The following is a 15,338-nucleotide window of genomic DNA, read 5'->3' on the forward strand; positions in this document are numbered from 1 at the left end:
GGAGCACCGGGATGTCCTACGACCCTTCCAGTCCTTCCATCCCTTCCAGCCCTTCGCCGCCGGAACCGGCGCACCTCACCTACCCCTGGCAACCACGGCCGCCCGAGCCGCCGCTCCCCCGCCACGTGCCGCACCGGGAGCCGGTCGGCCACCACAGCGACCTGCGGGTGCTGCGCGGCGCCTACCGCCTCCAGCGGCGCACCGCGACCCTCACCGCGCTCGGCTACTTCACGCTGTTCCTGGTGCTGTCGGCGTTCGCCCCGGGCGTGATGACGAGCACGGTCGCCGACGGCGTACCCGCGGGACTGCTCCTCGCGCTCCTGCAACTCCCCGTCACCTGGCTGGCGATCGCCCTCTACGAGCACACCGCGCGCCGCCACGTCGACCCGCTCGCCGACCGCATCCGCAGGACCGCGGAACTGGACGCCAGGCGCGGGGCCGTACGGTGACCGGCTTCAGCGGCTCCGCCCAGTCCATGGCGCTGGTCGCCTTCACCGCCGTCGCCACGCTCACCCTCCTGCTGTGCGTGCTGACCGGCCCGGACCGCGACGACCTCGACGAGTTCTACACCGGCTACGGCTCCCTCTCCCCGCTCCGCAACGGCCTGGCGATCGCCGGCGACTACATCTCCGGGGCCGGCGTCCTCGCCACCGGCGGCGTGATCGCCCTGTGCGGCTACGACGGCGTCGTCCTCGCCCTCAGCACGGCCCTGTCGCTGCTGCTGCTGATGTTCCTGCTGGCCGAACCGCTGCGCAACGCCGGCCGGTTCACCATGGGCGACGCGCTGGCCCGCCGGATGCCCGGCCGCAGCGTACGGATCGCGGCCTGCGCGGTGACCATCGCCGCCCTGCTGCCGCTGATGCTGGTCCAGCTCGCCGGCGCCGGACAGCTGATGGCCTTCGTCCTCGGCTTCTCCAACGAGACCGTGCAGACCGGCTGCGTCATCGGCCTCGGCGTTCTCATGATCAGCTACGCGGCCATCGGCGGCATGAAGGGCACCGCCCTCATCCAGATCCTGAAGATCGTGATGCTGCTCGGTTCCGGCACCGTGATCGCCCTGCTGGTCCTGCACCGCTTCGCCTGGGACCCGGGCACCCTGCTCGCCGCGGCGGCCCGGGGCAGCGGCGCCGGAACCGCCTACCTGGGCTCCGGCCTCGAGTTCAGCGGCGGTCCCGCCCCCCGCCTGGACATGATCAGCTCGGAGCTGACCGTCGTCCTCGGCGGCGCCTGCCTGCCGCACATCACCATGCGCATGTACACCGCCTCCAGCGCCCGCCAGGTCCGCCGCTCGATGTCCTGGGCGGTCTCGTGCGTGGCCCTGTTCGCGCTGATCGTCAGCGTCGTCGGCTTCGGCGCCACCGCCCTGGTCGGCCGCGCCGCCATCACCGCCGCCGACCCGCAGGGCAACACCGCCTACCTGCTGGGCTCCCGCGCGGCCTTCGGGACCGACGTGTCGACGGCGGAGACCCTGCTCTTCACCACCGTCACCGCGGCGATCTTCCTGACCCTGCTCGCCTCCGTCGCCGGCATGATCCTCGCCTGCGCCAACTCCCTCGCCCACGACGTCTTCGCGACCCGCGTCCAGAACATGCCGGCCCGCCGCGAGATGATCCTGGCCCGCGTCTCCGCGCTCGCCATAGGAGTCCCCACGATCCTGCTGGCGACCCTGGTCCAGCACCACAGCCTGCAGCCCCTGATCACCCTCTCCTTCTGCCTCGGCGCCTCCGCCCTCGCCCCGGCCCTGGTCTACGGCCTCTTCTGGCGCCGCTACACCCGCACCGGCCTGCTGTGCACCCTGCTCGGCGGCACCCTCACCGTGCTGCTCCTGATGCCCGGCACGAACCTGGTCTCGGGCTCGCCGGGCGCCGCCTTCCCGCACGCCGACTTCAACTGGTTCCCCTTCACCACCACCGGCCTCGTCTCCATCCCGGCCGGCTTCTTCCTGGGCTGGCTGGGGACGGTGACCTCCGGCCGGCGCAGGGCCGCGGAACAGCGCCGGCAGTACGAGGCGGTGGAGGGCTGGATCCTGGCGGGGGCGGTACGGAGGGGGAACTGAGAGCGCGGCAGGGGCGCTATTCCGCCGCCGCGCGCCCCGTCAGGGTCATGAGGCTGTCCCGCATGTGGTCCATGTGCGCCTGTACGTCGTCCCAGGTCTCGCCGTGCTCGCGCAGCACCCGCTCGGTCTCCCGCGCGATGCGCTCCTCGTGGTTCCGGGCCTCCGCGAGGACCTCGGCGGCACGCGCCTCCGCCTCCTCCTCGGAGCGGCGCGCCGAATCCCCGGCCTCCTCCAGGGCCCGTTCCGCCTCCGCCAGGGCGGCCTCGGCGCGGGCGATGCGTTCGGCGTTGTGCGCGTCGACCGCAGCGGCCCGCGCGGCCTCCTCACGCTCCTCCGCGGCCCAGCGTTCGGCGTGCTCCTTGGCCTGTTCGGCGAGCATCGCCGTGGTGCGCTGCCGCACCTCGCGCAGGGCCGCAAGAGCCTCGCCCCGCCGCTCCTTGACCTCCAGACGGGCGCCGATGCGGATGTCGTCCGCCTCGGCGTGCGCGGCGAGGAGCAACTGGCGGACACGTTCCTCGGTGTCCGCGCGGAGCGCCTCGGCCTGTTCCTGCACCGCACAGCACTCGCTGTCGGCGCGCTCCGCGGCCTCCACGACCCCGTCCGTCAACTCGCGCCGGGCGCCCTCGCGCAGGGCCTTCGCCTCCTCCACCACGAGCCGGAACACCCGGTGCGCGCGGTCCCCGAGCGCCTCGTAGGTCTGCGGAGGGAGCTGCTCGACCACGGCACGCATCCGCTCGGCCTCCGCCTCCATCTCCTTGGCGAGCACGGTGAGCCGCGCGGCGCGCTCCCACGCCGCGTCCCGGTCCTCGCAGAGCGCCACCATGAACGTGTCGACCTGATCGGGGCGGTAGCCACGCCCCCGGACGGTCACGAACTCGTACGGCGGCATCGATGCGCTGCTCACCTGGAACCCCTCTCCGCCGGACCCGCACGAAAATGATGATTTCGCGGACATCTTGATGGATCGGACGTAAGTGTTCATAACGCGACACTCCGCATGCCGCGCCGGAAACACGCACGCCGCACCAGGGGGCGGGAAGCGCGTCAGGGGGCGTGCAGGCTCAGCCGCGCGCCCTTCGGTAGCGGGTCAGCACCGTCGCGCCCGTGCGTTCCGCGGACAGGCACTCCAATTCCGCGGGCGGGCCACCGGCCGGGAAGAGCGGCCGGCCGGTGCCGAGGACGGTGGGGAAGGTCAGCAGCCGGTACTCGTCGACCAGGCCCGCGTCCGCCAGGGCGTGGACGACCCCGATGCTGCCCATGACGATCACGTCCCGCCGCTCGGTCTTGACCGCGTCCAGGAGATCACCGTCGAGGAGCCGGGAGTTCGCCCACCCGGACACGTCGGACAGGGTGCGGGAGGCCACCAGCTTCGGTGCGGCGTTCAGGCGCGCGGAGAAGGGGTCGTCCCGGCCCGGCCACAGCCGGGAGAAGGCCTCCCAGGTGGACCGTCCCAGCAGGACGACCCCGTCGTCCAGGGTGCGGCCCAGACCGAACCTGTCCCCGGCGATCTCCTCCCGGCCGAACCGGAAGATCCAGCCGCCGTACGGCGTGCCCCCGGACCCGTCCGGATCGGACACGATCCCGTCCAGGGTGGTGAATTCGATGACGACAACGCTCATGACGGTTGTCCCTTCGCTCGATGGTCACCGGTACGTACCGGCGGCACCGGGCGGACTCATCGCGGCCGGCGGAAAACTTCGGTGGAATTTCCCCCGGCCGCCTCAACCCACGGCGGCGCCGGACCCGGGCGGCCGCGCCGGCGCGCACACCGCCAGCACGCGCGGGTCCGTGAACACCACGTTGCACGCGATCCGTCCACCGCCGGTGACCGTGAGGACCTGCACGGAGTGCAGCCGGTGCGCACCGCCCGGCCCGGGGGCGTACGCGGCGAGCGCGGGCTGGCCGCCCATGGTGAGGGAGCGCGTGCGCCAGCCGGTGCCACGGAGCCGGAACACCCGCTCCATGAACAGGCCGTAGTCGCCGCGGCCCCGGTACCACAGCGGCACCGGCGGCATCTCCAGCACCGCGTCGTCGGTGAGCAGCCGCACCAGCGCCGGCACGTCGGCCGCCTCGAACGCCCGTTGATACCTCAGGACCGCCGCCCGCACCTCGGGATCGTCCGGCTCCCCCACCTCGTCCGCCCCGCCCGCCCCCGCGAGCGCGGCACGCGCCCGCTGCAGCGCGCTGTTCACGGCCGGCACCGAGGTCTCCAACTGGTCGGCGACCTCGGCGGCGCTGAACTCCAGCACCTCGCGCAGCACCAGCACCGCACGCTGCCGCGCGGGCAGCAGCTGCAGCGCCGCCACCAGCGCGAGCCGCAGATCCACCCGCGCCTCCACGTCGAACCGCGCGTCGGGGAACGGCTCCAGCCACGGCACGTCCGGCGCGGGCGTGAGCGGCGCCTCCGGGTCCGTACCGGGCGCCCCGAGCCCCGACGGCAACGGCCGCCGCCCGCGCCCCCGGAGCGCCGTCAGGCACACGTTCGTCGCGATCCGGTACAGCCAGGTCCGCACGGAGGCCCGCGCGGGGTCGTAGCGCTCACGGGCCTTCCAGGCCCGCAGCATGGTCTCCTGCACCAGGTCCTCGGCCTCGTGGAACGAGCCCAGCATCCGATAGCAGTACGCCACCAACTCGCCCCGGTACGGCTCGAAGTCCACCCGCCCATCATGCCCGCGCGAGCCGGGCGACGCGCCCGCACGCGTGAAGACCGAGCACGGGGGCCGGTCCGGTCACCGACCCGGCCGGCCCCCGTGCGGCCGTCCTAGTCCCGCGTCACAGCAGCCCGTCCCACATCTGCTCCAGCAGCACCGACCACCAGCTCTCCGGCGAACCGAGCGCCGCCGGGTCCAGCGAGGCCAGCTGGGCCTGGAAGTCGACGGTCCAGCGGCCCGCCTGCTCCTGGTTCAGGCCGAACCTGAGCCGCCACATCCGGCCCAGCAGCGCCAGACAGCGGGCGAACTCCGGCAGCCCCGTGTTCACGAACTGCGGCGGCACCGACGCCCCGCCCGGCCCCGCCTCCACGGGCACGGCCACGATGTTCGCGGTGCCGTACTGCACACAGACCGCCTTGCCGAAGTCGGTCCCCATGACGAGGTACGACGCCGCGTCCGGCGCCGGCTGCAACCCGCGCTCCTGCGCCAGCTCCGCCAGCGTCGGCACCGGCCGGCCCGGCTGCGCCTGCGCCCAGAAGAACGGCCCCATGTCCAGCGGCAGCCCCGCCGCCACCAGCGTGTGCGCCACGACCGGCGGCACGCCCTGCCGCTCCACCGCCGCCTGCTCGAACCGGAACACGCCGGGACCGAACGCCGCCGCCAGCTCCTGCGCGATCGCCTCCGGCGGGATCGGCGGCGCCGCCTGCACCTGCGGCAACGGCGCCCGCACCGGCGCGGGCCGCGCGGGACCCGCCGCCACCTGGTGCAACTCGCCCTGGTGCACCAGCAACTGACGCATCCCCTGCTGCCGGCTCGCGTGGTCCGTGCCGTACGGCGCGATGCTCGCCAGCCGCGCCTGCGGCCACTGCTCCCGGATCATCCGCGCACAGTACGCACCCGGCAGCTCGCACGGCTCCAGCTCCGTGTGCAGCTCCAGCACCTGGTCCGGCGGCACGTTCATGGCCCGCAGCTCGTGGAAGATCTGCCACTCCGGATGCGGCGTGCCGGGCGCCGAACGCCGGATCAGCTGCTGCTCCGAACCGTCCTGCGCCCGGTAGCGCAGCACCGCCTGATAGCCGGGCCCGACCGTCGGCTGCCCCTGCTGCGGGTAGCCGTACGCCGGCGGCTGCTGCCCCGGCACGGGCGGGCCGGGAACGGGCCGGCCCGGCGGCGGCACCGCACCGGCCGGCATCGGCGGCGGCATCTGCGGGGCGCCCGGCGGCATACCGGGGGCGGGCGGAACTCCCACCGGAGGCGCGGCCAGCACCGTCTCCGCATGGTGCACCGCCGCTCCGCCCGCACCACCGGCGGAGCCCTGCACGGGAGGCGTGCCAGGGGCGCCAGGGGCACCTGGGGGCTGCGACACGCCGGGCGCGAAAGGTGCACCCGGAGCGCCCGGAGGCTGCTGCGCGCCCCCACCCATCCCGCTCGGATCGGCCAGCATCGTGGCGGCACGATGGACATCGCCCGGAGGCGGGCCACCCGGAACACCCGGCGCACCGGGCGACCCGGGCACACCCGGCGGAGTCTGCGCGCCCGGCGCCTGCACCGGCCCCTCAGGCCCCTCAGGCCTCTTGGGACCCGGCGCCGACACCAGCTGCGTCGGCGCATACCCACCCGCGGGCGGCTGAGGCGCGCCCCCGGGGTGGGCACCCGGCGCTCCCGGCGCTCCCGGCACTCCCGGGGCGCCCGGCGGCGGAGGCGGCGCACCGGCCCCGCCACGCGCCCTGCGCGGCGGAGGCGCGGCCCTGCTCGTCGCCGCGTCCGCTATGTCACTGGCGTTCGGCGCCAGAGGCCGCCTCGGAGCGGCCGGAGCGGCCGGACCCGCCGGAGGCTGGGGCGCGCCCGGAGCACCGGCCGGGGGCTGCGGATAGCCGTAGCTCGGCGCGGCCGGCGCCTGCGGGTATCCGTAAGAAGACGCGGGCTGCGTCGCGGGCGCCTCTGGGCGAGCGGGCGCACCCGGAGCCGCCGGTGCCTGCGGGTATCCGTAAGAAGACCCGGGCGGCGTCGCGGGCGCCTGCGGGCGAGCGGGCGCACCGCCGACGGCGCCCGGACCGCCCTGCACACCCGGCACACCCGGCGTACCCGCCTCGTCGAGCGACGGAGACACCGCCGTGCGCGGCAGCTGACTGCCCCCCGCCAGCAGCGCCGTCTCGGCCTCTCCCAGGGCACCGTCGTCGGCATCGCTCAGCGGCGGTGCGAACACCGTCGCGGGCAACGGTACGGAACGGTCCTCACCCGCATCGGCGTTCGTGTCGGTACCGGCCCAAGGAGTCCCACCGGCGGGCGAGTTGTGCGCGCCTGGCGCACTCGACGCACCCTGCGCCCCTGCCCCGGCACCAGCGCCCGCTCCGGCGGCCGGCCAGGAAGCACCACCGCCCCCCGCCGGACCGACCCCACCGGAAGCCACCGGCCCCCCGGCCTGCGTCTCGGCAAGCCCACCGGAGCCGGCCACGGAGCCGGCCACGGAACCCGCACCGGCCGACGCCCCGTCACCCCCCGATCGCCGATCCGGAATACCCAGCTTGTCCGCCGCCTCCTGGAGCCACTCCGGCGGACTCAACAGGAACGACGTCTGGTTCAGGTCCACCCGGGCCGCGGGCGCCGGCACCGCGTCGACGACCTCCACCTCACGGCCGTACTCCTCCTCGTACCGGCGGATCACCTCGCCCACCGGCAACGCCGGCCACAGCGTGGCCTCACCACTGTCACGGGCGATCACCAGCCGCTGCCCGCCCGCGTCCGACCGCGGACCCTCCGCCCGGTCCTCACCCCACACCACGAACCCGAGACCGAACTCCCGCACCCGCACCTCACGATGCTGATACGCCGGCACATCACCGTTGATCCACTCTTCCGCGCGCTCCTGCGCCTGCGCGAACGTCACCATGCCCGACCTCACTCCCCCGAGCCGGCCGAAGACACCGGCACGACACGCGCGAAACCACCGTCGACCATCAGGTTCGCCACCGTCTCCAACTCCGGCGGGGACCCCGCCAGCCGCGACAGGAACACATCGAAATCCTCACCGCACGGCAGCAGCAGACGCTCCACCCGCTCCGCCGGCGGCCACCCCGGATCCACGTCACGCGCGTCGTCGTACGCGCAGAACCACACCGACCCCAGCCGGTCACCCTTGACCTTCACCGCCAGCAGACCACCCTGCACGAAACCGACGCCCAGGTAGTCCTTGGTCAGATGGTCACGCAGGCACTTGTTCACGTACACGAGGTCGTTCACCGCCGCCTCGTCACGAACCGTGAAGAACGGCTGATCCACCAGCAACCCGAGACCCGCGTCCAGAGCCGTGCCCACCGGCGCACAGCCGCCCGCCGCCTTCAGGAACGAACGGTACGCACCCGGCAACCGGTACCCGAGGTCCTCCTCGACCCCCTGCACCTGCGACTCGGACACCGCCACACCCGACTTCGGCAGCCCGAAATGCGCCGGACGCGTCTCCTGCAACGGCCGCGTCCCCCGCTTGTCATGGTCCACCCGCGCCGTCGCCACCCCACCGTGGTGCCGCAGCAACGCCTTCACCTCGACCGGGACCAACTCCAGCCGACGCGACCCCACCACGTGATGCCACGTCCAGCCGTGCGGCGTCGCCACCGCCGGCACCGTGTCCCACAGCTCATGACCCGAAGCCGCCAGCACCGCGTTCGCGGACACGAAGTCCGTCAGCCGCAACTCGTCGACACCGAAACCCTCCGGCGGATCGGCGATCTCCGCCGCCGCACGCGCGTAGGGCGAGAAGTCGGGGTAACCACGCTCGTCGATCCGTACCCCTCTCGGGTGACGTGCCGCCCGAACCGGATCCGGGAAATGCACGACCTGCCCGGCATAGGCCACGTTCGGCGGCGCGGCCTGCTGCCCGAGCCGACCTGTCGTCATGACGGTTGCCCCCTGCGGCACTCTGTACGAACCGACATCACACCCCTGCGGCGCGCCACGGCCCGTATCCGGCTGTCTCTCCCACGTCCCAGACGCGTCGACCGCGCCCATCGCGGTGCCGACAGCCTATGCGGTACACGAACCCCGGTCACCGGCCCTCCGGTTCCGTGACCAGCCGTCACCCCGCCGTGACAGCCCGCCCAAACCCGGGCGTGTCGCACCGCCCCAGCTACCGCACCCGCCACGGGATTTGGCAGTCTGTGACTTTCGGGGGGATGCCCGGGAGGGGAAGACGATCATGAACACCACACAGACGGGACCACACACCGCCATGTCCGGCGCCGCCAACGGCGCCACCAACGGCGACCCCCGCATCGGCTGGAGCAGCAGCGAAACACCTCCCGCACCCACCCTCCAGCACCGCCGCGACGGCATCCTGCCCACCGTCGCCGCCGCCCTCTCCGTCCGCGGCGCCACCCTCACCGGCACCGCCGCCCGCGGCGACCAGCCGCCCCCACTGCACCCGCTGGTCCAGGAGTTCCTCGACACCCTCCCCAGCGGACAACGCGACCGCTTCACCGGCCGCTGCGCCGAGGCCATCCTCATCTCCCGGCACATCAGCACCGCCGACAGCGCCCGCAGCAAACGCGCCCTGCGCAAACCCATGACCAACGGCGAAGCCCGCAAATCCCTCAAGCAGGCCAAACTCACCGCCCGCCGCATACGCGAGGACGGCGACCCCCTGCACGGCAGCTTCGCCGCCCCCTGCCGGGCCTGCGCCGCCCTCACCGCCCACTTCGGCGTCCGCGTCGTCGACCCCACCACCGCCGACGCCTGACACACCCCCACCACCACAGACACAGAACACCCGCACACGCACACCAACCAGGACGATCGAAGGGCAGATGCACGCCGACCGCACCTCCTCCCCCAGTCTCGGCTTCGCTCGACCGGGGGGACCCCCATCGCGCTTCTCCGTGCCCGTCGACGCAGCCCTGCGCGCCGCCGGCTGGCAACCCGGACGCTGGGACATAAAACAGGCCGAGGTCTGGGCCGACACCCTGCGCGACCACACCTCACCCGCCGGACACCGGCACACCGTCTTCCCCGCCGCCGTCGAGGCCTGGGCCGAATTCGGCGGCCTCCACATCAACCCCACCGGCACCGGCCGCCAGATCGCCCCCGCCACCCTCCACCTCGACCCCCTGCACGGCCTCCACCTCGCCCGCACCCTCGGCGACCTCGGCCGCGCCCTCGACACCGAGATCTGCCCCCTCGGCGCCGAGACCGACACCCACTCCCTCCTCGCCATCGACACCGAAGGCCGCATCTACACCCTCGACCACACCGGCGACTGGTACGTCGGCCCCGACATCGACCACGCCCTCACCACCCTCATCGCAGGCGTCGAACCCCACCGCCTCACCACCCAGCACTAGCCCCTGGCGCTCACGCCGCCGGAATCACCGCCGACACCCGAAAACCCCCCGCATCCGTCGGCCCCGACACGAACACCCCACCCAGCCCCAGCACCCGCTCACGCATCCCCACCAGACCGTTCCCACCCGACGGCAGCCCCACCGCCCCCGCCGACGCCGGCTCCGGCGGCGGCTCGTTCTCCACCTGCATCGCGATCTCCGCCACCCGATGCGCCAACCGCACATGCGTCTTCGCACCCGCCGCATGCTTGTGCACGTTCGTCAACGCCTCCTGCACCACCCGGAACGCCGTCTGCTCGATCACCGCCGCATACGACCGCACATCCCCCTCGACCGACAGATCCACCACCATCCCCGCCGCCGCCGACTGCCCCACCAGCACCTCCAGCTCCGACAGCCACGGCCCCTCCTCCTCCGCCACCCGCGAAGCCACCGCCGCAGCCGCCACCCCCACGGCAGCCAACGGCACAGAAGCCGAAGCCGCAGCAGAAGCCGTACGCCGCTGAGCCGCCTCCCCCGAACGCAACACCCCCAACATCTCCCGCAACTCCGTCAACGCCTGACGCCCCATGTCCCCCACCAGCGCAGCGTTCCGCACCGCCTTCTCCGGATCCTTCCGCGCCACCGCCTGCAACGCCGCCGCATGCACCACCATCAACGACACCCGGTGCGCCACCACGTCATGCATCTCCCGCGCGATCCGCGTCCGCTCCTCACCCCGCGCCCACTCCGCACGCTCCTCAGCCCGCTCCGCGAGCAACTGAAGCTCACGCTCCAGACTGTCCGCCCGCTCCCGCAGACTCTCCATCAGCCGCCGCCGGGCACCCACGTACAACCCCCACAGCACCGGCGGAGCCGTCAGCCCCAGCGAGGTCGCCAGCGACGCGAACGGAACGAACCAGTCCCCCAGCGTCAGATCTCCCCGCGCCATGCTCTGCCGCACCCGCACGAACGTCACGATCAACGTCCCCAGGAACGTCATCCCCGCCAGCGCCACGATGATCCGCCGCGGCAGCTCCGCCGCGGCCAGCGTGTACAGGCCGACGATGCCCATCAGGAAACCCATCTGGGCCGGCGTGATCGCGATCGCGACCAGCACCACGGCGATCGGCCACTTCCGGCGCAGCACCAGCACGGAACCGGCCAGCAAACCGAACACGATCCCCGCCGACACCGGGATCCCCGCGTCCCGCGCGAACGGAATCCCCTCCGCGGCGCACTCCAACGCCGACACCAGCGCGAGCCCCACGTCCAGCACCGCACTACGCCACCGCGACCACCACCACGGCCCGGTCAAGGCCGTCGCGTGGTCTGCCCCCGTCGTGGTCATGCCTCCAGCCTACGGGCGCGGGGGTGGGCTTTTCCGGTGAGTTTCGTCTACTCGCCTACACCACACTCCGTAACCGAACAACACCGAAACCCACTGGAATCCCTCGAACTACTGAACCACCCACGTTCGCCCCCGGAACCGACCATTCCGCCCGGACGGTATGCCTATGGCACATACACCGGGCAAGTACCAGGACATCGAGGGACTAAGGGAGCGGGCAGTGGCGCTGCGGCGCGGCGGATACAGCCTGCGGCAGATCCGCGACGAACTGAAGATCTTCAACAACGACATCCTCAACCGGCTAGTGAAAGGGGAGCCCCCGCCCGAGTGGACCAAGCGACCGAACGCGAAGGACGACCTGCGGGCCAGGGCTCGGGAGTTGCGACTGCAGGGCTGGACGTACGACCAGATCGAGGTGGAGCTGGGGTGTTCGAGGAGCTCGGTTTCGCTGTGGGTCCGGGATCTGCCGCGCCCCGAGCCCCGGTACACACCTGAAGAACGGCGGGCCCTCATGCAGGAGGGACTCGCGAAGCGCCGAGCGGCTGACAACGAGGAGCGGAAGAAGACCAAGGCCGGGGCTCATCAGGAGATCGGCGAGATGACGGACCGCGAGCTGTTCATGGCGGGTGTCGCGCTCTACTGGGCCGAGGGCTCGAAAAGCAAACCCTACGACCGACGAGAGCGCGCGATCTTCGTCAACAGCGACCCGGGGGTGATCCGCGTCTACCTCGCCTGGCTCGACCTCCTGGAGGTGGACCGCCAGCGGCTGGGCTTCAGGCTGCTCATCCACGAATCAGCCGACATCGAGGCAGCGCACCGGTTCTGGGCAGGGATCGCAGACGTCGACCTGACGGTCTTCGCCAAGCCGACGCTGAAAAAGCACAACCCGAAGACCGTCCGCAAGAACACTGGCGACGACTACCACGGTTGCCTCGTGATCGGTGTGGCCCGCAGCGCCCACCTGTACAACCGGATCGATGGCTGGTGGAACGGAATCGTGGCCCAGGCGGAGACACGTCTCGGGTAAGGTCTGAGGCAGCGATCCGCCGTAGTGTAATTGGCAGCACGGCACCCTTTGGAGGTGTTAGGTCTAGGTTCGAGTCCTAGCGGCGGAGCTGCACTTCCGGGCCCTGACAGCACCGTCAGGGCCCGCTCTCATGTCCCCCTCGAAACGCCCCGGTATCCTGCGGATGTCACCCCCACCATCCAAAAGCCGAAGGGCAACCCCGTGAGCGCCATTCGCCCGGCAGCCGTCGTCGTTCTCGCAGCGGGTGAGGGCACCCGTATGAAGTCGGCCACACCCAAGGTCCTGCACGACATCTGCGGCCGTTCCCTGGTGGGTCATGTGCTCGCCGCCTCCCGTGAGTTGGACCCCGAGCACCTGGTCGTCGTCGTCGGGCACGCGCGTGAGCAGGTCGCCGCGCATCTCGGTGAGGTCGACGCCGGCGTCCGTACCGCCGTGCAGGAGCAGCAGAACGGCACCGGGCACGCCGTGCGGATGGCGTTGGAGGAGCTGGGCGGGTCGGTCGAGGGGACTGTGGTCGTGGTGTGCGGGGACACTCCGCTGCTGACCGGGGAGACGCTGAAGCGGCTCGCCCAGGCGCATGACGGTGACGGCAACGCGGTGACCGTGCTGACGGCGGAGGTGCCGGACGCGACCGGTTACGGCCGTATCGTGCGGGACGCGGCCTCGGGGGCCGTGACGGCCATCGTGGAGCACAAGGACGCCTCGGAGGAGCAGCGGGCGATCCGGGAGATCAATTCCGGGGTGTTCGCGTTCGACGGGCAGTTGCTGGCGGACGCGTTGGGGAAGGTGCGGACGGACAACAGTCAGGGTGAGGAGTACCTGACGGATGTGCTGGGGATCCTGCGGGAGGCGGGGCACCGGGTGGGGGCGTCGGTGGCGGGGGACCATCGGGAGATCGCGGGGATCAACAACCGGGTGCAGTTGGCTCAGGCGCGGCGGATCCTGAACGACCGGTTGCTGGAGCGGGCGATGCTGGACGGTGTGACGGTCGTGGATCCGGCGACGACGTGGGTGGATGTGACGGTGACGTTCGGGGCGGACGCGGTGGTGCTTCCGGGGACGCAGTTGCTGGGTTCGACGCATGTGGCGGAGGGTGCGGAGGTCGGGCCGAACAGCCGGCTGAAGGACACGCGGGTCGGTGCGGGGGCGCGGGTGAGCAACACGGTGTCCGATTCCGCTCATATCGGTGCGGAGGCGAGCGTGGGACCGTATGCGTATCTGCGGCCGGGGACCCGGCTCGGGGCGAAGGGCAAGATCGGTACGTACGTGGAGACGAAGAACGCGTCGATCGGGGAGGGGACGAAGGTTCCGCATCTGTCGTATGTGGGTGATGCGACGATCGGCGAGTACTCGAACATCGGTGCGGCGAGTGTGTTCGTGAACTACGACGGGGAGAGCAAGCACCACACCACCGTGGGGTCGCACTGCAAGACGGGTTCGGACAACATGTTTGTGGCGCCTGTCACGATCGGGGACGGTGCGTACACCGCTGCCGGGTCTGTGATCACGAAGGATGTGCCGCCCGGTTCGCTGGCCGTGGCCCGTGGTCAGCAGCGGAATATCGAGGGTTGGGTGGCTCGGAAGCGTCCGGGGAGTTCGGCGGCGAAGGCTGCCGAGGCGGCTTCCCGGCGGGGCGTGAGCGAGGACTGACCGGAAACAGGTGCGCCGAAGACGTCGTACCGTGATAAGTGCACACCCGCACCTAACCAGCTGTTTCGCCCTTCCGTGCCAGGCGTTCGGGGCGCGGAAGATCCAGCTGTACGGCTGAGACACCTCTGAGGAGACAGTGCTGTGACCGGGATCAAGACGACCGGCGAGAAGAAGATGATGTTCTTCTCCGGCCGCGCCCACCCCGAGCTTGCCGAGGAGGTCGCCCACCAGCTGGGTGTCGGGGTCGTCCCGACGAAGGCCTTCGACTTCGCGAACGGCGAGATCTACGTCCGTTACCAGGAGTCGGCGCGTGGGGCCGACTGCTTCGTGATCCAGAGCCACACGGCTCCGATCAACCAGTGGATCATGGAGCAGTTGATCATGATCGACGCGCTGAAGCGTGCGTCGGCGCGGTCCGTCACGGTGATTGTGCCGTTCTACGGTTACGCGCGGCAGGACAAGAAGCACCGGGGTCGTGAACCGATCTCGGCGCGGCTGATCGCCGATCTGATGAAGACGGCGGGTGCGGACCGGATCCTGACCGTGGATCTGCACACGGATCAGATCCAGGGCTTCTTCGACGGTCCGGTGGACCATCTGTTCGCGCTTCCGCTGCTCGCGGACTACGTGGGCCGCAAGGTGGACAAGGACAAGCTGACGATCGTGTCTCCGGACGCCGGCCGGGTGCGGGTGGCGGACCGGTGGTGCGACCGGCTCGGGGCGCCGCTGGCGATCGTGCACAAGCGGCGTGACAAGGACGTGGCGAACCAGGTGACCGTCCACGAGGTCGTGGGTGAGGTCGAGGGCCGGGTGTGTGTCCTGGTCGACGACATGATCGACACGGGTGGCACGATCTGTGCGGCGGCGGACGCGTTGTTCGCGCACGGTGCGGAGGACGTCATCGTGACGGCGACGCACGGTGTGCTGTCGGGTCCGGCGGCGGACCGGTTGAAGAACTCGCGGGTGAGTGAGTTCGTGCTGACGAACACGTTGCCGACGCCGGGTGAGCTGAGCCGGGATCTGGACAAGATCACGGTGCTGTCGATCGCGCCGACGATCGCGAGTGCGGTGCGTGAGGTGTTCGAGGACGGTTCGGTGACGAGCCTGTTCGACGAGCAGTGAGCTGTAAAAACGCTTCTGCATGATCGCTCGCGTCCGGGCGGGCGCTGATCGATTTCTCTGTGGCCTCTCGCGCCGAGTAGACTTCTCCAGTTGCTCGGCGAGGGAGGCCACGCCTCCGTTATCGACGCGCTCTTCGTAGCAGGCCGTTCGTGGCCGGGTGACCACGTCC

General features: G+C 71.6%; 13 protein-coding genes and 1 tRNA gene. 8 read left to right on the forward strand and 6 right to left on the reverse strand.

Going from position 1 to position 15,338, the window contains the following annotated elements; genetic code table 11:
- The first annotated feature begins 11 nt into the window (after positions 1-11).
- Positions 12-449, forward strand: coding sequence for a DUF485 domain-containing protein (locus ACFY0P_RS35585; RefSeq protein ID WP_388922748.1), 438 nt, complete (start codon positions 12-14; stop codon positions 447-449).
- A complete protein-coding gene (locus tag ACFY0P_RS35590) occupies positions 446-2,056 on the forward strand; it encodes a cation acetate symporter (RefSeq protein WP_388922750.1) in 1,611 nt (536 codons plus the stop codon). Before ACFY0P_RS35585 ends, ACFY0P_RS35590 begins: the two co-directional genes overlap by 4 nt.
- A gap of 16 nt (positions 2,057-2,072) precedes the next feature.
- Here the strand turns inward: ACFY0P_RS35590 and ACFY0P_RS35595 are convergent, their stop codons facing one another.
- From ACFY0P_RS35595 to ACFY0P_RS35615, 5 genes are all read right to left on the reverse strand, one after another.
- Positions 2,073-2,960, reverse strand: a complete 888-nt coding sequence (locus tag ACFY0P_RS35595) for a cellulose-binding protein (RefSeq protein ID WP_388922753.1) — start codon at positions 2,958-2,960, stop codon at positions 2,073-2,075.
- 157 nt (positions 2,961-3,117) lie between these two features.
- A complete protein-coding gene (locus tag ACFY0P_RS35600) occupies positions 3,118-3,675 on the reverse strand; it encodes a dihydrofolate reductase family protein (RefSeq protein ID WP_388922756.1) in 558 nt (185 codons plus the stop codon).
- Positions 3,676-3,777: 102 nt separating this feature from the next.
- On the reverse strand, positions 3,778-4,713 hold the full coding sequence (locus ACFY0P_RS35605) for an RNA polymerase subunit sigma-70 (protein ID WP_388922758.1): 936 nt from the start codon (positions 4,711-4,713) through the stop codon (positions 3,778-3,780).
- 115 nt (positions 4,714-4,828) lie between these two features.
- Positions 4,829-7,597 carry an SUKH-4 family immunity protein gene (locus ACFY0P_RS35610; protein WP_388922760.1) on the reverse strand — a complete coding sequence of 923 codons (2,769 nt, stop codon included), beginning with the start codon at positions 7,595-7,597 and terminating at the stop codon, positions 4,829-4,831.
- An 8-nt stretch (positions 7,598-7,605) separates the two neighbouring features.
- A complete protein-coding gene (locus ACFY0P_RS35615; RefSeq protein WP_388923202.1) occupies positions 7,606-8,601 on the reverse strand; it encodes an SMI1/KNR4 family protein in 996 nt (331 codons plus the stop codon).
- A gap of 298 nt (positions 8,602-8,899) precedes the next feature.
- Between ACFY0P_RS35615 and ACFY0P_RS35620 the strand changes: the two genes are divergently transcribed.
- Both ACFY0P_RS35620 and ACFY0P_RS35625 read left to right on the forward strand, forming a co-directional pair.
- A complete protein-coding gene (locus tag ACFY0P_RS35620; RefSeq protein ID WP_388922762.1) occupies positions 8,900-9,439 on the forward strand; it encodes a YwqJ-related putative deaminase in 540 nt (179 codons plus the stop codon).
- 67 nt (positions 9,440-9,506) lie between these two features.
- Positions 9,507-10,040 (forward strand): SUKH-3 domain-containing protein, encoded by a 534-nt coding sequence (locus ACFY0P_RS35625; protein WP_388922764.1) that lies wholly within the window; start codon positions 9,507-9,509, stop codon positions 10,038-10,040.
- A 10-nt stretch (positions 10,041-10,050) separates the two neighbouring features.
- Here ACFY0P_RS35625 and ACFY0P_RS35630 read toward each other — a convergent pair whose 3' ends face one another.
- Positions 10,051-11,370, reverse strand: a complete 1,320-nt coding sequence (locus tag ACFY0P_RS35630) for a sensor histidine kinase (protein WP_388922767.1) — start codon at positions 11,368-11,370, stop codon at positions 10,051-10,053.
- 166 nt (positions 11,371-11,536) lie between these two features.
- Between ACFY0P_RS35630 and ACFY0P_RS35635 the strand changes: the two genes are divergently transcribed.
- The 4 genes from ACFY0P_RS35635 (at position 11,537) to ACFY0P_RS35650 (ending at position 15,169) form a co-directional block, all read left to right on the forward strand.
- On the forward strand, positions 11,537-12,397 hold the full coding sequence (locus tag ACFY0P_RS35635; protein WP_388922770.1) for a hypothetical protein: 861 nt from the start codon (positions 11,537-11,539) through the stop codon (positions 12,395-12,397).
- A 15-nt stretch (positions 12,398-12,412) separates the two neighbouring features.
- Positions 12,413-12,485, forward strand: a tRNA-Gln gene (locus ACFY0P_RS35640).
- Positions 12,486-12,598: 113 nt separating this feature from the next.
- Positions 12,599-14,047: a bifunctional UDP-N-acetylglucosamine diphosphorylase/glucosamine-1-phosphate N-acetyltransferase GlmU gene (glmU, locus tag ACFY0P_RS35645; RefSeq protein ID WP_388922773.1), complete on the forward strand. Its 1,449-nt coding sequence runs from the start codon at positions 12,599-12,601 to the stop codon at positions 14,045-14,047.
- Between the two features lie 141 nt (positions 14,048-14,188).
- Positions 14,189-15,169, forward strand: a complete 981-nt coding sequence (locus ACFY0P_RS35650) for a ribose-phosphate diphosphokinase (RefSeq protein ID WP_388922777.1) — start codon at positions 14,189-14,191, stop codon at positions 15,167-15,169.
- Positions 15,170-15,338 lie beyond the last annotated feature (169 nt).

It is taken from the genome of Streptomyces sp. NPDC001714 (assembly GCF_042892755.1).
Taxonomy (GTDB): domain Bacteria; phylum Actinomycetota; class Actinomycetes; order Streptomycetales; family Streptomycetaceae; genus Streptomyces.